Raw genomic sequence first — 20,229 nt, forward strand, 5'->3', positions numbered from 1 at the left:
GGTTATTTTCTGGCTAAAATATCTTTAAATTTTTGAGGCTGTGAGGCTATCATCTGGTGCAAAATTACTAATACTACAATGCCTATTACAAACATGAATGATAATGCAATGATACTGATTCGCATACTGCCTGTAAGTTGATCGAGCCAACCAAACAGGAATGTGCCACAAACAGTTCCTAAGTTTAAGCATACATCATAAAAGCTAAAGTAACTCGCATTGTCGTTATGATGCGGCAACATCTTGCTATAGGTGCTGCGCGACAATGATTGTACACCACCCATAACCAAACCTACTACCATACCTAGCATGACAAACTGAAGTGAGTAATAGGTAAAGTACGCAAGCACACAAATCAAAATCCATATTAACAGGCTAATAAGTAATGCCTGCAGGTTGCCAAACTGCTTACTCAGAAATGAAAATAAATAAGCACCGGCCACAGCTACTAATTGAATAACGAGAATGGTTACAATCAACAGACTATCTTCCATTGGTTTGCCATCAACACCTTTAATTTCAGCTTTCCCAAAAAGTGATGCTACCAGCATAACGGTTTGTACAGCCATATTATAAATAAAAAAGGACAGAAGAAAAATGGATAATGGCCGTTGTGATTTAAGTTCAATAAAAACTTTTGCTATTTCGCGATAGCCCTTCAAAAGCACTCCTTCTTTAGGTGCAGTAGTAGCGTTGTTTTCTTTGAGGTTATTAAAAGTATAGGTTCCAAAACCTAACCACCACACACCTACCATGAGAAATGAAATTCGTGGAGGCCACGAATCATCGGGAAAAGCCATAATAAGGGCAAGGTTTACTATGAGCAGTAAAACACTGCCAATGTAGCCAAGTGTAAAACCGCGCGCCCTTACTTTATCTTGTTGGTCGGGAGTTGCAATTTCTGGAAGAAAGGCGTTATAGAAAACAAGGCTACCGGCAAACCCCACATTTGCCAGCATTAATCCAAGTATTCCAATCCAAACATTTTTTTCATCATTAAACAAGGCCAACATCATACAGGCAAATGATCCGAGGTAGCAAAAAAAACGCATAAACATTTTCTTATTACCACGACTGTCTGCAATGCCCGATAGCAGGGGCGAAAGAAAAACTACAATCAAAAAAGAGAATGATAAGGTAAGTGAATACAAGGCAGTATTTTTAAAATCATAGCCAAATAAATTTATAAAGCCATCACCTTTGCTGGTAATTGCATTGTAGTAGATTGGAAATATGGCAGTGGTAATGCTTAACGAATACACACTGTTTGCCCAATCGTACATGCACCATGCGCGTATTTGTTTTTTATCGTTAAGAGGCAATGTTGAATTTACAGACATTCAGTTTTTTGTTGGACAATTATAACTAATTAATTTATGCAGTAATATCGCAGCAAAAATTAGATATGAACGAAATAATTATTCGAAAGGCTGTAAAAGCGGATTGCGCAGGTGCATTAAAACTGATTAAAGAATTAGCAGTTTACGAAAAGCAACCCAAGGCAGTAACTAACAACATTCAAGATATGGAGCAGGATGGGTTTGGCCCACAGCCTGTTTTTTATATGCATGTAGCCGAGCTTCAAGGTGAGATAGTTGGCATTAGCATTTATTTTATTAAATATTCCACCTGGAAGGGCAGGGGAGTATACCTGGACGATATTGTGGTAACCGAGCACATGCGCGGAAAACAAATTGGAGCAAAGTTGCTTCAAGAGGTATTTAATTTTGCACGTGATATTGGAGCTAAGCAGGTGCACTGGCAAGTATTAGACTGGAACGAACCTGCCATTAATTTCTATAAAAAATACAATGCCGAACTTGATAGCGAGTGGATTAATTGTAAATTGTACGAAGGGCAATTTTAAAAAGTAAGGGTGGTGAATTTAATAGCGCTCTTTCCACAAGCAATCAACATCACCATACCAATATACGTTTATCTTCATTTGTATAGATGATAGTTGCCATTGTAAGTTTCAACTAATTCGTTGCCGGTAAAACTTTCTATAAGAAAATAGTCGTGGCAGAAGTGTGTTTTCATAAAAGTAAATATCATTAAGATTTACCTTGTCTCGGGTATGTGTTATGAATTAATATAAACAGCAGTGGGATTATTATAACACTCCCATCACATACATCATTTCCAAAGTAGGCGAGGGGCTGCCTCCTTCTTTTTCTAATGTAATCGCAAAGGCTTGTGCATTAGTTATTGCCTTCATACCTTGCAAATTAATGGCCGTATCTTCGTTTACATTAAATACCCCAAGGTCAACAGGTGCGCCATCTGCAATGGCCCATAGCTGGTATTGCTTGCCTGCTGCAGGTTTGGGAAGGTTGTTAGTAGTAAGATATACCTTGTTTGACTTACGATGCCAATACACGGTCGTATAAGATTGTGGCGATATTTGTTGGCCTTTCATGGTTACTTTGGTGGTATTGCTATCACTCATTATAGCCATCATATTTTGCGCATCTTCAAGTAATAATTTTTGTTCCTCACCTTCGGCTTTCATGATTTCAACCACATTGGTAAGGCGGTCTCTTTCAGTTCTTGCATTTCCGAAAATAAAATAAGTAACAACTAATGTAGCAATACAAGCGGCCGCAGTATACAGCCATGTTTGTGTCTTAGTTGGTTTAAATGCAATCGTCTTGCCTTCGGGTTTCTGTTCAACAGGCGATGCCGTATTATTCAGGTGGGCAAGTATTTTTTCTTTCAGGTGCGCAGGTGCGGGCTGTGCATGAGCATTCACATAGTTGTGCATGGCTGTTTCTAAAGCGGCTATTTCTGCCTTCACTTCAGGAAACACACGCGCCATGCATTCTACTTCCTGCATTTGCTCTAAGCTGCATCCACCAAGAACGTATTGTTCTAGTAGGCCTGATTGTATGTATTCTTTTGGATCCACTAACTGAATATTTTTCTTAATTCGATTAATGCGTTTCGCGTTCTTGTTTTTATTGTTCCTATCGGAATGTTTAATTCCTTTGAGATTTCTTCTTGTGTGTAACCTCCAAAATAAGCAAGGTTAATTACCGTGCTAAGTTCGGGTTTTAATTTTTTTACAACAGCACCCACACCAATATTATCAGTCTTAATATTTTCGCTTGCAACCGAATTGGCAAGGTACTCATGCTCATCAATACTTTCGGTGTATTTGCGATTGATGCTGCGCAGCCGGTCAATTGCTGTGTTGCGGACAATATTAAGCATCCACGTAAATAAGGTGCCTTTATTTTTGTCGTAAGATGCTACATTGGACCATATTTTAATAAATGCATCTTGCGTTATATCCTCTGCAAGGGTAACATCGTTTTTTACAATCTTAAGCACAACTCCATATAACGCAGCCGAGTAATTTTCGTACAAGGTATTGAACGCATCGCTATTCTTGTGTTGCAATTGCAACACAAGCTGTGCTTCGTTTATGGTATGTGGGGTAGATGCCAAGTGTTAAAATCAAAATTGCGAGTTCGCAAATATAGATTAATTTGTGTTGATTAATTTTATACGTTCTAAATTAATAGGGCTCTTTCTATTACCCAATAAACTGCTATTGCAGATATACCAAAAGATATAGGTACCGTTACACCTTTGTTGAACCATGTTTTATTTTTTAACCAATGTATTGCTATTAAATAGATGAGTAAAATAAATGCAGCCTGTCCCAACTCTACACCAAGGTTAAAAGAAAGCAAAGAGAAAAACTTATCTTGAGGAGGCAATCCTATTTCGCTGATTGCGCTTGCAAAGCCGCACCCATGTATCAAGCCAAACATGGATATTATTAGATAGCGCCACCATTTAATTTCTTTGAGCAAAATATTTTCTATGCCAATAAACACGATAGACAAAGCAATTAATAATTCGATTTGTGGAGTTGGAGGATCTATCATCTCAAGCATCGATAATATGAGTGTGATGCTATGCGCCACCGTAAAAACAGTCGCTTGAAGCAAAATTGTTTTTAAGTTAGGTTTTACAATGAACAGCGCCAGAATAAACAACAAGTGATCAAAGCCAAAAGGAAGTATGTGTGTAAATCCAAGTTGAAGATAGTACCACACAATTTCCCCATTAGCAGCATCTTGCAGTTCATAATTAATGGAATGTGCCATAGTAACCGAAGCGAATGAGACTAACAACAGAAGTATAAAAAGTTTTTTCATCGACTTTTATTTTTGTGCTAATGTATTATTGAATGCCAATTGTGTTTCCATTAATAGTTCTGGTTGAATGATGGAGGAATTAAGTGCTACAGCTGCGTAGTGAATTTTTGCTGCCTCATGTTTACCTACAGCTTTTTTTATAAGCGATGCTTGTAACAGTAAATTCGGATTTTTGCAATTGGTAACTAGTGCCTTATTTATATACGCATCAGCCAAATTTAGCGCATTCTTTTTAAAATATATCCACGCCAAAACCCTGTTTATTTCAATGTTGTCTGGTCTTCTATTGCTTTCGATGAGTGCATGTTTTAAGGCAGCATCATAGTTGTTTAGCTTGCAATAAAACTCAGCCAATTCTTTATCAGCATAATGACCATGAAATTTTCACTTTCATCACCACTGTTAGCGCCTAGCATTTTTAGGCACTCGACTTGTGCTTGCGCTGCATTGGTTGGTTGCTTAGCAAGTGTGTATAGTTCATACAGATTTTCGGTAAATGAGTAATCATCAGTAAATGATTTTGCCTGTGTGTATAATCTGATGGCATCGCTATAGTTTTGTTTATGTGTAGCTATACTAGCAAGTCCTGCAAGTGCATAAGGATAATTTTTTCTTATCTGAAGAGATTGCACATAAATATCGTTTGCCGATTCTATATCACCAACACTTTCAAATAATTTTCCTAACTGATATCGGCACCATTCGGTTTGTTCTAATCCGGGAATGCCGGCTGCTACCGCCATTTTCATTATTTCGATGGCACCCAGTATGTCACCGGTTACCTCACGCAAATAAGCTACGCGTGCATACGAGCGAATATCGGGGCGTAGCGCCACCATCTGATCGGCAGCTTTAATAGCTGCTTCATAGTTGCCCGACTCCAGGTGTGCATCGGTAAGTACTCCAAACGCAAAGGCGCTGTGTGGGTTTTGTTGTATAAGCAAATTTCCAGTTTGCAAGGCCTCGCTAAAGTGATGTTGCGAAAGCTGAATGGTCGCAATTGCACATTTCACATCAAAATAATTTTTGTCGGCTTGAGGAATCCTGTGCAGCAGTGATAATGCGGCAGCATCGTAGTAGGCATGTTTACCGGTTATGCGTGATTCATTGATATATGCCAGCGCAAGTTTTAATTTTGTTTTTGGTTGTCCGGATTTTTTTTGCAATTCGGTAAGCATGCCTTGTATGGTTACTTTTGCATTTTGCCATTCGGATGATGTATTGCTGCCTTCTATGCGCTCTACAAAGGTGAAGTCAGGTGTGGCTTCTTTCCTGAAATGTAAAAGTGAACTAAGTGCAAGAAAGAAGATAACAAACACGATATACGTTTTACGATTTTTCATTTTTAAAATAATTAGAAATTTAGTTTAATAAAGGCCTTTGCAAAAAATGGCGTGCCAGGAGTAAAGTGAAGTTCGTTTACCGCTTCCTGTTCATGCTTCATTCTGCTTTCGGTTTCAAATTGTGCCTGATTCCATTTCGTATTCAGCACATTTTCTATAGAGCTGCCCAATTCGAATTTATTGAATTTATATCCAACTAGTGCATCTACCAGAAAGAATCCATGGGCTGTTATTGAATAGTCTTCGTTGGCAGCGCGGCTGCGTATATGTTTGTAACGCAATGAGCCATACCAGCCAGAATTGCGGCTGTAGGTAAGGCCACCGGTACTCGTAAATGCAGGAGCAAGTGGAATAAAGTTTTCTCCCTTTGGTGCATCCGTTAGTAGGGCATGGTTGTAGTTGATATCCATGTCTGCAACAAGATTTTTATTTAGTTGTGCGCGTATACTAAGGTCTATGCCGGTGCGCATTGTGGGCGAACTGGTTTCAACAACACCTTCATCTCCTACATATACCAATTCGCTTTCCAGGTATAAGGCCCACACTGCGGTATGCAATAAAATGTTTTTGCCTATTTTGAATTCACTACCAACTTCGCTGCCATAGGCACGAGGCAGACTATTGTTTGTTCTATTAATTACGATAGACCGCGCATCATTACTATGAAAGCCAATTCCATTTTTCCAAAAAAGCAACGCATTGCGAGGCAATAGGTAGCTAAAGTTAAGTTTAGGGCTAAACCGATGCAACGATTTATTTCCACTTAGAGCACTTTCATTTTTTTCTTTAAAGTTGAAAATAAAATAGTCAACACGTAGTCCCGTGTTGATGGTAAATTTATCTGTTAGATGAATTGCTGCATCCGTATAGCCAGCCAGGTTATGTTGAGTTATCTTGCCACTAACAACTGTATCAAGTGTTGTGCGTTTGCTTTGATTTGCAAGTACCAGGTTGGTCATGTCATTTCGCGAGTTGATGCCTGATGTAAGATCTATTCGCGTGTTAAGCAATTTGAAAGTTTTATTATAAGTACCAACATAGCCTCCTATATGACGGTTGTCGGTTTGCTGTATACCATCTCCATGGATGCTATCGCGAGAGTAAAAGGTAAAATTGCTATATAAATTGAAATCATATTTTACATAGTATAATTGATGATTAATGATTGCATTGTTTTTTGTGTAACGCTTAAGAGATAACGTGGCGTTGCTACGAGAAGTTGTTCCGCCTTCGGTATCATCTATGCTTCCATAACGGGTTATCAAATTTTGTTCGATAGCGCGTTGAGGTATTTGCCCACTGGCATACCAGTTGGCTTTGAAAGTGGAAATGCTTAGTTGTAATTGTGTGTTGCTTGTCAACATGCCTGTATACTTTCCAAACAAATTGTAACGATTAAAATCTTGTTTACTTTGAAAATAGGAGTTAGTGTAAACGTATTCTCCTGTTACATATAGATTTTCTTTTTCTTTACTGAATAAACTTTTTTTGCCAAGTACATCTATCATGGCCAATGCTCTATAGGTATCAAACATGCCACCTTCCAGTTTCACTTCGTTCTGGTCAATGCTGTTTTTTGTAATAAACTCTCCTGTGCCGGAGGTGCTGAAATCGCCAAAGCGTGCATTGTATGGGCCTTTATAAACATTTAATTTGTCTATTGTTTCAGGTATAACAAAATGAAAGTCGGCATAACCTTGTCCGTGTGCATGCGACACCATATTAACTGGCAGGCCATCAACCGAAATATTAAAATCTGTTCCATGATCACAATCAAAGCCGCGAATAAATATTTGCTCAGCTTTGCCACCACCTGCATGTTGCGCTATAAATAGCCCGGGTACTAATTGCAACAAATCTTGCGATGAGTTTACCGGACGCACCAATTTATCAACATGTTGAATGCTGGAGTTACCATTAGTGCTAGTACCAATTCCTGTTACTGTAATTTCTTTAATGCTGACTTTGCTTTTAATTAAAGTTAAAGAAACAGGCATGCTGCTTATTGCATTTAGCTGAGTGGTTTTAGGCATATAGCCTTGCTTAAAAATATTTAACGTTACCGGATAGTTGCCTGCATAATCAAGCGCTATGGTTCCGTTTGGGTTGGTGGTGCCATACAACACATTTTCTATCATGATGGTAGCTCCTTCTATCGGTTGCTGCTTTTCATTTTGAATGGTTAAGTTTATACTTTGTCCATACACCAAACTGTTTAGGAGCAACAGACCACAGGCAATTAGTACTCTTAGTTGATTCATCTGGTTAATTATTTTTTTGTTTTTAATAAAGCAGCCGTGCGCAAGCGCACGACTGCCAGACTATAAAATACCCCTTTATTTTATTACAGTGAATTTGATGGATTGAACCAACTCATCATAGTTGTTTAGCAATGCAAAATAGGTTCCTGGTTTCAGGTTAGAAGTATTGTAAACAAACTCGTGCGTGCCTGCCTCAGCTGATTTGCCGGTGAATGGTGTAGCAATCAAATTGCCGGCACCATCGGTAATGCGCAAGGATACCTGCGTTCTTGTTTTAACGCGGTATTTAATATTGGTAATGTTCTTGGCAGGGTTAGGATATACATCCATGAATACTTCGGGAGAAGTAAGTTTCATATTATTGTCCATGCCTGGATACAAACGGTTACTACTCATAGCCAATGCACCACCGCATTCGCCAAAGCCACTAAATGGATTAGCAAGATAAGGGAACGACATTTTGAATTTGCGATCGTTCGACTCAACACCGGTAGTATAAGTTAATACATCAACTAAGTCTTGAGTAACAGGATTAGGACCACCTGCTGTATAATCATCGTACCATAATCCTACTGCAGCAAGTACAACACCGCCAACTGCTTGCAGTTCAATTCGCGTAACATCATCTTCAAGTCTGCGGCCATTTGGAAATCCATCCATGTTTGGAATCCACTCAAGATTAGTATTGCCGTTGTACATTGGATCAGTTAAGCCAAGTACTGCAGCCTGAACCAATCCAAGCGATGAAAACTTTGGATGATTGCGTGGCGTAATAGGCACTGCCATGTTTAAGCGTAACATATCGCCAAACGTTGGAAGAAAATTATGTATAAATGGTTTACCTGCGGCTAATGGATTGCCACCTTTTCCTGTTGCAAGTTGATAAGGACTTAGGTTTGGCACACCGGTCATAAATATTGGAAGTAAATCAACTGAACGTGGCTGACCAGGACGTAGCAAGTAGTTGCCAAATAAATTTTGATCGAAGGCAGTTCCTATTGTTGCCGGATTTCCAAGTAGTCCTGATAGTCCGTTTTGTCCATTACCAAAATCAAAAGATTGTAAAGAATTGCGTTGAATACGCAAATTACTTAGTGCCGGAACAGCGCCACCAAATAGTGCATCGTCCATATACAAAGCCAACTCAGGATTGGTAAAATACTTTTCGAGAGCAGTGTCTTCGTTATAAGGCTTAAGCGAATTCCAGTAATCTTTTTTACCAATAGGCATAACCACTTCGTTAGTAAGTGGCATACCAAGTCTTGAAACTTGTACCCAAATACCATTGTTCAAAGGCTTTTCTCCGGTTAAGCTGCGCACAGTTACCCTTCTGCGATTGGCAGTTGCATACACGCCAATTACAAAATCAGGGTCAAGAATGTTGGCGGCCATGGTAGTGTTTTTACCATCTTTTTGTAATGTAGAAATAGGCACTTTTACACAAATAGAATGTGTGTTTTTGCAGCTTAAACCATCGCGTGCTCCACCGTTTCCACGTGTTTGGCCAAGGTCAAACACACCTCCAAGGTCTACAAAAAATGGATCATCGCTTGGGCCGCAAAATACTTTTTCTCCGGTAGTAGCAGTCGTAATTGCATTCATACGTAAGGTGTTGTAATCAGGAGCATTCAAGCCTACAGGGCTCTGTATGCTTCGTGGGCCAATATTGTTTGGTGGCACAACTCCGTTGGTTACAATTTTTACCCAATGTTGACCACCATCAATAGTACGTATACAGTCATAGGTATTTTTTAAATTTTGCTGACCCAGACGTATATTAAAAAATGTGGTAGGGTCTTGGTTTACTTGTTTAAATTCGAAACGATAAATGATGTCATCACCGGGAGTGTTAGGATCATTCTTAATGTGAATTTGATAACGCACGTCTTCGCCAAAAGTAAAATAGTTTGGCCCTCCATGCGGCAATTCAGCCGGAATGTAGTTAGCTATTAACGTTACCGTGTTGGTATCGTCAGGACTGCGGAATGCATACAAATCTGTATTGTCCGCCTGCGGATCGTTTGCAATCAGTGGCGCTTCGCGGTGACTTGAAGCGTCAAGATATGCGTTGCTACCGATAATTAGTGCAGTAATTGCTGCACCTAAGACAAGGGTTATCCCTGCCCACTTTTTTGTTTGAGCTTGCATTTTTTTAAGAATGTTTTTTTAATTATTAAATAAGAGCGTTTTTTTTACATCATGGCAGCCGAACGTTCGAATGTACTCCTTGCCTGTGTTTGGGAATACCTACGATGAATTTGGTCTATTGGTTTTTTGAGTTTGTTTTTTTTTTATTTATTATCTGTTTTATAAATTTTAGAGGAATTAATTTCCATCATATCAACAATGGAATGATTCGACTTGTCATTAATTATTTTATTGGGGTATTGCAAAACGGGTTATATTTACATAAAATCAAAACACAATTGAGATGAAAAATAAACTGAATACATTATGCCTTGTCATAATAATAGGTTTTGGAATTTCGGGTAATAGCAATGCCCAATCATTTAATCAGCAACTAGCTACTTTGCTGCAAGATTCGCTCAATCATTATTTTACTGCAATCAATAATATTAAGGGTATGAGCGCGGCAGTTTATGTGCCGGGGCAAGGCACCTGGCAAGGCGTAGCTGGAGTATCGCATGCCGGGCAACCCATTACCAATAATATGAAGTTTGGCCTTGCCAGCATTAGCAAACTGTATCTTTCAACCATTATGCTCAAGCTTGCCGAGAAGAATATTGTTAACCTCAATGATCCCATACAATCCTGGATACCTTCTTATAGTAATATCAATCCTAACATTACAATCAGACAATTATTAAATCATACAAGTGGAGTAGCCGATCCTTTCTTTATTTCGCCATGGTTTGATACGATTAAAAATAATCCCACACGGGTTTTTACTCCGCACGAAGTTCTAGGTTGGGTAGGTGCACCATATTTTGCGCCAGGCACAGGATGGAGTTATTCAAATACCAACTATGTAATTGCAGGTATGATTATACAAAATGCAACCGGCATACACCTTTCTAAACTCATTCGCGATAGTATACTTACACCTTTAAATCTTACAAATACATTCTACGATGTATCAGAACCCGAAATTCCTGTAATAGCGCATCGCTGGTGGAATGGAGTTGACTATCACGATACTTCGCGGGTAGGACTTAATACGGCAGTTGGTTATGCCGGAGCAATGTTTTCTACACCTAAGGAGGTAGATTTGTTTTACAACGCGCTCTTTTCGGGGCAGTTGCTCAATGCCAATTCACTAGCTGAGCTTACTAATTTTGTTGCTACCACAAGTCCATTTTATCAGTATGGCTTAGGTATAAGCAAAGAGACTACGCAGGGTTATACCTATTGGGGACATGGAGGTGATACCTGGGGATATAAGAACAAAGTAATTTATGATAACTGTTCAGGTATTGCTGTATGCGGACTAAGCAATGCATATCCATCCGGTATTTCGGCAGTAGTATTTATCCTATATCGCGTTGTAAAGAATGCAATACCCGGCTGCAATGGAGTACTTACAGGACCTGCAAGCGTTTGTAAGGGTCAGCAGCAAGTTACGTACATGGTAACACCCATAACAAATGCAACTAGCTATGTTTGGTCATTGCCCGGAGGCTTTGCAGGTACTAGCGCTACCAATACCATTACTGTAAATATTAGTTCAACAGCAGTTAGCGGCAATGTAACTGTGCGCGGCAGCAATCAGTATGGCGAAGGTGCGAGTGCGCAACTTTCGGTAACCGTAAACAATTTGCCAAATGCAACAATTACAGCTGCTGGCCCAATTGCATTTTGCAAGGGGCAAAATGTGACACTCAATGCAATATCAGTTGCAAATCAAACCTATCAGTGGAAAAAAGCAAATAATATAATTGCAGCAGCAACTAACTCATCCTATGTAGCAAACAGTGGTGGAACGTATAAGGTTACCGTAACAAATTCGATAACCGGTTGTTCGCGCACTACGCCCAACGGAATACAAGTAACTGTTAATGGATTGCCTTCCGCATCTATTACTCCGCAAGGTCCAACAACTTTTTGTCCCGGAGGAAGTGTCAACCTGCTTGCTAATTCAGGAAGTGGTTATGCCTATCAATGGCAAAAGGGATTGAATACTATACAATCAGCTACTGCACAAAATTATGTAGCAAATGCTACAGGTAATTATCGGGTAATTGTTACAAATGCTGCCGGATGTTCAAAATCTTCGGTTGCTGTTGCTGTTTCGGCTACATGCAAAATGATGGAAGAAACAACAGAAAATATTAGTCCTAAAATATATCCTATACCGGCCACCGATAAAATTGTTTTAAATGTAACATCGCATGCAGCCTTCAGCATTTATGATATTTATGGCAAGTTAGTTTACTCAGGCATAAGTTTACCGGGCAATGGAGTTGTTGATATTTCCCGATTAGAAGGTGGAACCTATTTTATACTTATTCATACTGACAAGGGGTATCAGCAGGGCAAGTTTGTGAAACTTTAAGATTTCATATTCCATTTTCGGTTTATTTTTGCCTTGTTATTTTTAGCTTCTTAGCAGATTATTGATAATGGCCAAGGGACTGATAAGCGACTTCATACTGCCACATTTTCCATCCATCTGCCACGTAAAATCCATTATCCTAGGGGTAACTGCCAAAAATGCGTTACATCCACTTATGGCAATAAATTTGAAGAAGGGGCAGAGGAAATTTTTTCCTAATTCTTAATAAATTCTTAAGTAAAATTAAATTAAAAAAAATTAAAATGTCTATGAACATCACTCCTCTTGCTGACCGCGTAATAGTTGAGGCAGCAGCAGCCGAAGAAAAAACAGCTTCAGGTATTATTATCCCTGATACTGCAAAAGAAAAACCACAGCAAGGCACCGTAGTAGCTGTAGGTAAAGGTAAGAAAGACGAACCTATGACCGTAAAGGTTGGCGATAAGGTTTTGTATGGCAAATATGCCGGTACTGAGATTAATCACTCAGGTAAGGAATATTTAATTATGCGCGAAAGCGATATTTTCGCAGTAGTGTAAATTGTAAAGTTGAAAATAAAAAACGTTTAGCACAGTGAGTAAAAAGCTTGCCTAGCATTCGAATCAAATTCTGCTTTCAAAAATTTCAAATAAAAAATCAAAAATTAATAACTAAGAAATAAAAACAATAAAATGGCAAAGGATATCACATTTAATTTAGAAGCACGCGATGCGCTGAAGCGCGGAGTAGATGCATTAGCAAATGCAGTTAAGGTAACGTTAGGCCCCAAAGGTCGTAATGTAATTATCGACAAAAAATATGGATCACCATCCATTACCAAAGATGGAGTAACCGTGGCAAAGGAAATCGAATTGAAAAATCCGATTGAAAACATGGGTGCCCAAATGTTGAAAGAAGTAGCAAGCAAAACAGCTGATGTAGCCGGTGATGGAACAACTACAGCAACGGTATTAGCCCAGGCAATTGTAACGGCAGGCTTGAAAAATGTTGCTGCAGGTGCAAATCCAATGGATTTGAAGCGTGGTATTGATAAGGCTGTTGCAAGTGTGGTAGCTGAATTAAGAAACATGAGCAAAGAAGTTGGTGACGATAATAGCAAGATAGAGCAAGTTGCTACTATTTCTGCAAACAACGATGCCACCATCGGAAAACTAATTGCCGATGCAATGGGTCGTGTAAAAAAAGAAGGCGTTATAACCGTAGAAGAAGCAAAAGGAACCGAAACCCATGTTGAAGTGGTAGAAGGTATGCAGTTTGACCGTGGTTATATTTCTCCATACTTTGTTACCAATGCCGACAAAATGGAAGCTGTTTTAGAAAACCCTTTCATCTTATTATACGATAAGAAAATATCTAGCATGAAAGAGTTGTTACCAATTTTGGAAAAAACTGTTCAAACAGGTCGTCCATTATTAATCATTGCAGAAGATGTAGATGGAGAGGCGTTGGCAACATTAGTAGTAAATAAAATTCGTGGTTCTTTAAAAATAGCTGCAGTAAAATCTCCGGGATTTGGCGATCGCAGAAAGGCAATGATGGAAGATATCGGAATTCTAACCGGTGGAACTGTAATTGCCGAAGAGCGCGGTTTCAAATTAGAAAATGCCGACTTGACTTATTTAGGTACTTGCGAAAAAATTACCATCGACAAAGACAATACAACTCTTGTGGGTGGTGTTGGTTCTAAAGATGATATTACAGCGCGTGTTAATCAGATAAAGGCACAAATCGAAACCACTACCTCTGACTATGATAAAGAGAAATTGCAAGAGCGCTTAGCCAAACTTGCCGGTGGTGTTGCTGTATTGTATGTAGGTGCAGCTACAGAAGTTGAAATGAAAGAGAAAAAAGATCGTGTAGATGATGCATTACACGCAACCCGCGCAGCTGTTGAAGAAGGAATTGTACCGGGTGGAGGTGTAGCTTACATCCGTGCCATTCAGGCAATTGAAAAATCCAAGTTGAAAGGTGATAACGATGATGAAAGTACAGGAATCGCTATTATCAAGCGTGCATTAGAAGAGCCTCTTCGTCAGATAGTTCAAAATGCCGGTTTAGAAGGTTCAATCGTAGTTCAGAAAGTACGCGATGGTAAGGATGATTTTGGTTATAATGCTCGTAGCGATAGTTATGAAAAAATGCTTGCTGCAGGTGTTATAGACCCTACAAAAGTAACCCGTGTTGCCCTTGAAAATGCAGCATCTATTGCAGGTATGTTACTTACTACCGAGTGTGTATTAAGCGATATTAAAGAAGACAAGCCTTCTGCTCCGGCTATGCCAGGTGGTATGGATGGAATGGGATATTAAGAAAAATATATATGGCTGTTTTAACCGTAAGGCCCGCTCAATTGAGCGGGCTTTTTGTTAGAATACAACGGAGTGTTTGCGTGTTGTATTTATTTGTTTGGATTAAATACATTTGCGCTTAATAATAATGACGTCATCAAGATTCAAGATATACAGAGGTTGGGGATTATGGATATGAAAATCTTGACAAGAAGTCTTTAGTGGTTTTTTAAAAATTTAATTTTTTATATTTCAATAAATGGCAGTTAACCATAAAGTATTGCTGGGTATAAGCGGAAGCATTGCAGCCTATAAAACTCCTGACCTGGTGAGATTATTGATAAAAGCCGGTTGCGAGGTAAAGGTAGTTATTACCGAGTCGGCTAAGTCAATGGTTAGCGAACTTTCATTAGCCACTGTAAGCCGCAATGTAGTTGTAAGTGATATTGCCAGCCAGGCACAATGGAACAATCATGTTGCACTTGGCTTGTGGGCCAATGTAATGTTGGTTGCACCGGGTAGTGCCAATACCATAGCAAAAATGGCCAATGGAGTCTGTGATAACATGCTGCTTGCCTGTTACCTGAGTGCACGCTGTCCTGTAATGCTTGCCCCGGCTATGGATTTGGACATGTTTGAACATGCTACAACTCAAAAAAATTTGGCAATATTAAAGCAGAATGGCGTAAGCATAATAGGCCCGGCAAGCGGTGAACTTGCAAGCGGATTGGTAGGGCAGGGAAGAATGGAAGAGCCGCAAATAATAGTTGAACAAATTTTGCGTTTACTCAAAGGCAAGCAAGACCTTACTGGTAAACACATAGTGGTAAGTGCGGGCCCAACACGTGAGCCTATTGACCCTGTGCGCTATCTTAGCAATTACAGCACCGGCAAAATGGGGTATGCAATTGCAGAACAAGCAGCAAAGCGTGGAGCGCAGGTAACGTTAATAGCAGGAAAGGGTGGCGATACTTTTGCGCACAAGGAAGTAAAAACAATTTGGGTTGATAGCGCAGAAGAAATGTATAAAGCGTGTGAGTTGGAGTTTGAGAAATGTAATGCCTTTATTATGAGTGCAGCCGTTGCCGACTATACTCCTGAAACTGTTGCTGCTATAAAGATTAAAAAGAAGGACGATGAAATGCAGATTAAGCTTAAGAAAACAACAGATATTTTAGCTACACTTGGAGAGCAAAAAAAGGGGCAGACTTTGGTGGGCTTTGCACTCGAAACCAATGACGAAATTGAAAATGCCAGGGGAAAACTAAAGCGCAAGAACCTGGACCTGATTATACTTAATAGCATGCGCGATGCCGGAGCCGGCTTTGGAACCGATACAAATAAGATTACCGTATTAGACAAAAACGAAAAAGTGACTCATTTTGAATTAAAGACAAAGAAGGATGTAGCAAATGATATTTTAGATTTAGTAGCTGCAACATTTTAAAACCATATTTTTGTAAAATGAAAATGTATATCAAAACAAGAATACTGTTAGCAGTGGTAATTTCACTCTGCAGTGTAATTAATTCCAATGCGCAAGAACTTCGTTGCATTGTGAGCATTAATAGCCAGAAAATTGCAAACAGTGACCGAAATGTATTCAACAACATGCAGCAGGTTATTGCAGAGTTTATGAATAACACACGTTGGTCTACTGATAAGTTTAAGAGTGAAGAACGAATTGATTGTTCGCTCAATATTATTATTGACACTCGTCCATCCAATAATGATTTTACCGGAAGCATTCAGATTACCTCTAACAGACCCGTTTATAAGTCTACCTACAATTCTCCATTAATGAATATAAAGGATGACAAGTTTCAATTTAAGTTTGTGGAGTTTCAGCAACTGGAGTGGAACGAAAATGGATCCAATACCAATCTGGTTAATGTGCTTGCTTTTTATGCTTTCATGATGCTTGGGTTTGACTACGATTCGTATTCACCCTTGGGTGGTACAGTTTTTTTTAGCAAGGCTCAGGTAATTGTAAACAATAGTGCAAATGTTTCAGAACCCGGATGGCGCGCTGCTGAGAGCGACCGCAATCGTTATTGGTTGTGCGAAAATATCAATGCCCCATTATTTAAACCTGTACGCGAACTAATGTATAAAATGCACCGCAAAGGCTTAGACGAAATGACCAAAGATCAACCTACATCCTTACGCACCATTTCAGAAGCCATACTTCCATTAAAAAAAATTCAGCAAACACGCCCAACCTCATGGCTTTTGCAAAACTTTTGTTATGCTAAGTCTGATGAGATTATCAATATCTTCAAGGGAGAGCCCGTTCCTCCCGATATGAAAAATAGCGTAAAACTTGCTATGCAGGAAATTGATATTCCAAACGCAAGCAAGTATGATGCAATTACGCAGTAATTGCAAACTGTTTCAGTTAGGTGAAAATGCCAAATAAGGAATTGGACTTAACGCTGCTTTAATATAGCTAAGGATTATTTATAAAATATTTTTATTTAGTGGTTAAAGCTTGACCACACGCAGTTGCTCGGTTTTATCGTAATAATTTATTTTTATAATATATACACCAGGACTCAAGTTTTTTCCTTTTTTTATGGTGCTGCTTAAAGGCAGGTTCTTTTCTATCTCGCGTCCTGTATTGTCAAGTATAAGCACCATTGCAACTTCAAGTCCTAATTCGATTATTATTTCATTCGTAAAAGGGTTGGGGTAAGCAATTGCAGAAGGTGTAACCGCTTGTTTCAGTTTGCAATTGATGTTTAATATGGTAGTCGAGCTTGTAAGTGTGCAGCCTGAGTTATCGGTAACAACAACTTTATAATTGCCATTTTGAGAAAAGTATTGTAGCCATTGTGTTGCCCCGGGTATATCGTTACCGTTATGTTTCCATTGATAAACATAGCCCCCGCCATTCGCAGTAGAAAGTAAAACACTATCACCGGCACAAAAATTTATTGTACCCGCAGGATTGATTGGTGGAATGCTCGATTCGGTAACATTTATAACTGAAGAACTTCTAGTGCATCCACTAGAGGTATTAGTAACCAACTGATAGGCACCGGTAACAGTTGCAGTGTAGGAATTCGCTATAGCTCCGGGAATGTTGGTAGCATTCCGCATCCATTGAAAACCAAGACCTGTTTGATTGGTATTGATGCATTGCAAGGTTGGACTGGCACCTCCACAAATATTGCTGCCTCCAGGTGCGCCAATGGAAGAGGAGGGACGTTTGGCGGTTTTTATACCTATCGAATTGGAAGTTTTGGTGCATCCATTAAAGGATACACTAACTTTATAATTTCCGCTGCTTGTAACGGTTAGCGTATTAGTTGTAGCATTTACTATGGGTACACCACCTTTTAACCATTGATATGCTGCACCGGAGTATACCGGAGCAGTTAGAATTCTGGTCTGTCCCAAACCTATGCAAATCGTATTGTTTCCGCTGTTGGTGATGGCTACATTCGAAATAATCGTAATTGTTATCTTGCCAATAGCAACGCCGCTATTTGGTTCTTGCTTATAAATAGTAACCACACCCGAACTTCCATTTGTCCAGTTAACGGTAATAGTATTAGTTCCTTGTCCATTGCTGATGTATCCATTCGTAACGCACCAATTGTAAGTAGTGCCTGCCATAGCGCTTGTCACCGAATAGGTAGCACTACTGCTGTTGCAAACGCTTGCAGGACCTGCAATGGCAGCAGGGCTTGTGCAAACTGCACAAGCATATTGCGATACCAGACGCGAATAAGCTGCCTGACTATAAATGGCGTTTTCTGTAATTTCCCATGAGTTTTGCGGCCAACTTGTATTCCAGTCTTTGTAGCTTTTTTGGGTTGGCTGATTTTGAGGCGGGCTTATGGTGCCTCCATAGGTAGCATCCGGAGCATAATTGGGATTTGCTCCTCCGGGTAAAAATCCCGGTGGAGGTCCATACAAGCTTGTTAGCGCATTGTCATAAGGGGTGCCATCGGCAAACCAACCGTGATAAAACTCGTTGGCACTGTTTTCTGCACCATGATTGTACATATTGCTCAAATGAACCATAGCCAATGGATTGATGCCATGTATATAGTGCAACATACCAGAAGCTGCCCGATAAAAATTCAATTTATTTAATGTGTCAAGTTGATATGCATTCATATTGCCAAACATGATTCCTTTATAGCACTTATGCATATTGTTGCCCCATGTGTAATCATAACTTTGCATAAATGCACGATAGGCATCGGTGCTATCCATAAAAGCCTGTAAATTATCGGCTCCGTTTGTGGTCATGGCAGTGTGGTACGTATTGAGTATATTGTTCTTAACTGTTGTGGTGGCACCACTTATTTTAGTATAGTATAGCAACATTTCCTGATAGCTCGATTCGAAGGGATAAGCAAATGTCCATTGCATTAAATGAACTTGAGTGTAGTTCGAATTAAAAAATGTCCGGTAGGTAGTATCAGCCGTTGCAGCATAAAGGTAACATGCGGCTGCAATTTTTACCATTAGTTTATGGTAGGTATAGTCATTATCGTACTCGCCACTAACATTGGTGCATCCACTATTAGAGAATTGTACATTCGGATTGGCACTTGCCCATTGCCAAGCAAGTGTTGCCCGGGTTTTAAGTTTGAGTGAATAAGTTGAATTGATAGGCTGATAGACCTTCGCTGCATGTGCCAACATAGATGCTGCGGTTAAGGTAGCTGATGTACTTGCCGCGCCATAGTAGTCTGCACTAAGGTCTGCACTTGCCGGTGAAGCCGAATTAAAGCTTGTTCCCGCTTTGGTTAATACTGCTCCTGTGATACTGTCTTGCATTTTTAAAATCCAATCGAGTTCAAATTTTATTTCATCAAGCAAATCAGGAATTCCATTTCCACTTTCAGGTATGTTATAATCATCGCTCCAAACTCCCGGGTTTTGTTCATAAGCGCTCAATAAATCATGCACGGTATTGAATGCAAAATTTACATATTTATTGTAGTCGCCTGCATCATGCCAACCACCCGATAAATCTTTTTGAGTTGATAGTATAGGATTTGTTACCAACCTGCATTGCGTAAACTGATTAGAATGATTATGACAGGCTAAATCTTTCCATTGCCCAACATGGATAGAGTCTTTAACTACACCACATCGCTGATAGTAAAAAGTACGTTGCGACATTTTAAGGGCTTCGTTATATACACAAGGGCTTATTTCAAATTCATAGCTGCGTTTGTTTTGAATTGAATCATAAATGTAAAATTTGCCACATTCAGTTACTCCACTGAAATTAAACCACCACGCTTTATCGCCCGACTGACTATGGGTTATCCCGTTTTTCCAGCTAACCACATTTCCTGTATAGATGGTTTGATTATCCCACACCCTTCTTACCTTGTATTCTAGCGAAGGAATAAATGCCTGGCCAGCATTAAAACCAGTGATAGGATTGCTGATTACACAAATCTTTTGTGCACCGGGCAGATAACCAAACTGATCAACTTTAATATGGTTGTCAATTGTTTGTGCAAAAAGTATATGGGTACAGTTACAAAAGATGATAGCAATTGGTAGTGCATATTGGATTATTTTTTTCATCTGATTTATGGATTAGGTGCGTAAATCTAGAAGAAAAAATTAGATACCTGCAAGTATTTGGAGTTCCCATTTTGCTCTAGCAAAATGATCATG

At 39.4% G+C, this 20,229-nt stretch carries 15 protein-coding genes; 6 read left to right on the top strand and 9 right to left on the bottom strand.

Annotation, left to right across the window (positions count from 1 at the left end; all coding sequences use genetic code 11):
- Window positions 1-2: 2 nt before the first annotated feature.
- On the bottom strand, window positions 3-1,340 hold the full coding sequence (locus tag IPO27_08630) for an MFS transporter (protein MBK8846585.1): 1,338 nt from the start codon (window positions 1,338-1,340) through the stop codon (window positions 3-5).
- 65 nt (window positions 1,341-1,405) lie between these two features.
- Here IPO27_08630 and IPO27_08635 point away from each other — a divergent pair, with 65 nt between their 5' ends.
- Window positions 1,406-1,867 carry a GNAT family N-acetyltransferase gene (locus IPO27_08635; GenBank protein MBK8846586.1) on the top strand — a complete coding sequence of 154 codons (462 nt, stop codon included), beginning with the start codon at window positions 1,406-1,408 and terminating at the stop codon, window positions 1,865-1,867.
- Between the two features lie 246 nt (window positions 1,868-2,113).
- On the opposite strand, the gene IPO27_08640 is transcribed toward IPO27_08635, so the two are convergent.
- From IPO27_08640 to IPO27_08670, 7 genes are all read right to left on the bottom strand, one after another.
- The gene (locus IPO27_08640) at window positions 2,114-2,908 is read right to left on the bottom strand and encodes an anti-sigma factor (protein MBK8846587.1); all 795 of its coding nucleotides are present in this window, start codon (window positions 2,906-2,908) and stop codon (window positions 2,114-2,116) included.
- On the bottom strand, window positions 2,908-3,450 hold the full coding sequence (locus IPO27_08645) for an RNA polymerase sigma factor (GenBank protein MBK8846588.1): 543 nt from the start codon (window positions 3,448-3,450) through the stop codon (window positions 2,908-2,910). The genes IPO27_08640 and IPO27_08645 overlap by 1 nt, the downstream gene beginning before the upstream one ends.
- 65 nt (window positions 3,451-3,515) lie before the next feature.
- Window positions 3,516-4,169: a HupE/UreJ family protein gene (locus IPO27_08650; GenBank protein ID MBK8846589.1), complete on the bottom strand. Its 654-nt coding sequence runs from the start codon at window positions 4,167-4,169 to the stop codon at window positions 3,516-3,518.
- 6 nt (window positions 4,170-4,175) lie between these two features.
- Window positions 4,176-4,523 carry a hypothetical protein gene (locus IPO27_08655; protein MBK8846590.1) on the bottom strand — a complete coding sequence of 116 codons (348 nt, stop codon included), beginning with the start codon at window positions 4,521-4,523 and terminating at the stop codon, window positions 4,176-4,178.
- On the bottom strand, window positions 4,499-5,512 hold the full coding sequence (locus IPO27_08660; protein MBK8846591.1) for a tetratricopeptide repeat protein: 1,014 nt from the start codon (window positions 5,510-5,512) through the stop codon (window positions 4,499-4,501). The genes IPO27_08655 and IPO27_08660 overlap by 25 nt, the downstream gene beginning before the upstream one ends.
- 11 nt (window positions 5,513-5,523) lie before the next feature.
- On the bottom strand, window positions 5,524-7,773 hold the full coding sequence (locus IPO27_08665; GenBank protein ID MBK8846592.1) for a TonB-dependent receptor plug domain-containing protein: 2,250 nt from the start codon (window positions 7,771-7,773) through the stop codon (window positions 5,524-5,526).
- 75 nt (window positions 7,774-7,848) lie between these two features.
- Window positions 7,849-9,921 (bottom strand): DUF4331 family protein, encoded by a 2,073-nt coding sequence (locus IPO27_08670; GenBank protein ID MBK8846593.1) that lies wholly within the window; start codon window positions 9,919-9,921, stop codon window positions 7,849-7,851.
- A 283-nt stretch (window positions 9,922-10,204) separates the two neighbouring features.
- Here IPO27_08670 and IPO27_08675 point away from each other — a divergent pair, with 283 nt between their 5' ends.
- The 5 genes from IPO27_08675 to IPO27_08695 all read left to right on the top strand — a co-directional run bounded on the left by IPO27_08675 (window position 10,205) and on the right by IPO27_08695 (window position 16,956).
- Complete coding sequence (locus tag IPO27_08675; protein MBK8846594.1) at window positions 10,205-12,286, top strand: serine hydrolase; 2,082 nt, start codon at window positions 10,205-10,207, stop codon at window positions 12,284-12,286.
- Between the two features lie 263 nt (window positions 12,287-12,549).
- Complete coding sequence (locus tag IPO27_08680) at window positions 12,550-12,825, top strand: co-chaperone GroES (protein MBK8846595.1); 276 nt, start codon at window positions 12,550-12,552, stop codon at window positions 12,823-12,825.
- A gap of 132 nt (window positions 12,826-12,957) precedes the next feature.
- A complete protein-coding gene (gene groL, locus IPO27_08685; GenBank protein ID MBK8846596.1) occupies window positions 12,958-14,595 on the top strand; it encodes a chaperonin GroEL in 1,638 nt (545 codons plus the stop codon).
- A 238-nt stretch (window positions 14,596-14,833) separates the two neighbouring features.
- The gene (coaBC, locus tag IPO27_08690; protein MBK8846597.1) at window positions 14,834-16,021 is read left to right on the top strand and encodes a bifunctional phosphopantothenoylcysteine decarboxylase/phosphopantothenate--cysteine ligase CoaBC; all 1,188 of its coding nucleotides are present in this window, start codon (window positions 14,834-14,836) and stop codon (window positions 16,019-16,021) included.
- 17 nt (window positions 16,022-16,038) lie between these two features.
- Window positions 16,039-16,956 (top strand): DUF4835 family protein, encoded by a 918-nt coding sequence (locus IPO27_08695; protein MBK8846598.1) that lies wholly within the window; start codon window positions 16,039-16,041, stop codon window positions 16,954-16,956.
- Window positions 16,957-17,058: 102 nt separating this feature from the next.
- Here IPO27_08695 and IPO27_08700 read toward each other — a convergent pair whose 3' ends face one another.
- Window positions 17,059-20,136, bottom strand: coding sequence for a glycoside hydrolase family 9 protein (locus tag IPO27_08700; protein ID MBK8846599.1), 3,078 nt, complete (start codon window positions 20,134-20,136; stop codon window positions 17,059-17,061).
- Between the last annotated feature and the right edge of the window lie 93 nt (window positions 20,137-20,229).

The organism is Bacteroidota bacterium (assembly GCA_016714535.1).
GTDB lineage: Bacteria > Bacteroidota > Bacteroidia > AKYH767-A > OLB10 > JADKFV01.

Coding starts and splice junctions, on each gene's coding strand:
- coaBC (MBK8846597.1), top strand. CDS start 14,834: ATGGCAGTTAACCATAAAGTATTGCTGGGTATAAGCGGAAGCATTGCA.
- IPO27_08680 (MBK8846595.1), top strand. CDS start 12,550: ATGTCTATGAACATCACTCCTCTTGCTGACCGCGTAATAGTTGAGGCA.
- IPO27_08675 (MBK8846594.1), top strand. CDS start 10,205: ATGAAAAATAAACTGAATACATTATGCCTTGTCATAATAATAGGTTTT.
- IPO27_08635 (MBK8846586.1), top strand. CDS start 1,406: ATGAACGAAATAATTATTCGAAAGGCTGTAAAAGCGGATTGCGCAGGT.
- IPO27_08660 (MBK8846591.1), bottom strand. CDS start 5,512: ATGAAAAATCGTAAAACGTATATCGTGTTTGTTATCTTCTTTCTTGCA.
- IPO27_08630 (MBK8846585.1), bottom strand. CDS start 1,340: ATGTCTGTAAATTCAACATTGCCTCTTAACGATAAAAAACAAATACGC.
- IPO27_08695 (MBK8846598.1), top strand. CDS start 16,039: ATGAAAATGTATATCAAAACAAGAATACTGTTAGCAGTGGTAATTTCA.
- IPO27_08665 (MBK8846592.1), bottom strand. CDS start 7,773: ATGAATCAACTAAGAGTACTAATTGCCTGTGGTCTGTTGCTCCTAAAC.
- groL (MBK8846596.1), top strand. CDS start 12,958: ATGGCAAAGGATATCACATTTAATTTAGAAGCACGCGATGCGCTGAAG.
- IPO27_08670 (MBK8846593.1), bottom strand. CDS start 9,921: ATGCAAGCTCAAACAAAAAAGTGGGCAGGGATAACCCTTGTCTTAGGT.
- IPO27_08650 (MBK8846589.1), bottom strand. CDS start 4,169: ATGAAAAAACTTTTTATACTTCTGTTGTTAGTCTCATTCGCTTCGGTT.
- IPO27_08700 (MBK8846599.1), bottom strand. CDS start 20,136: ATGAAAAAAATAATCCAATATGCACTACCAATTGCTATCATCTTTTGT.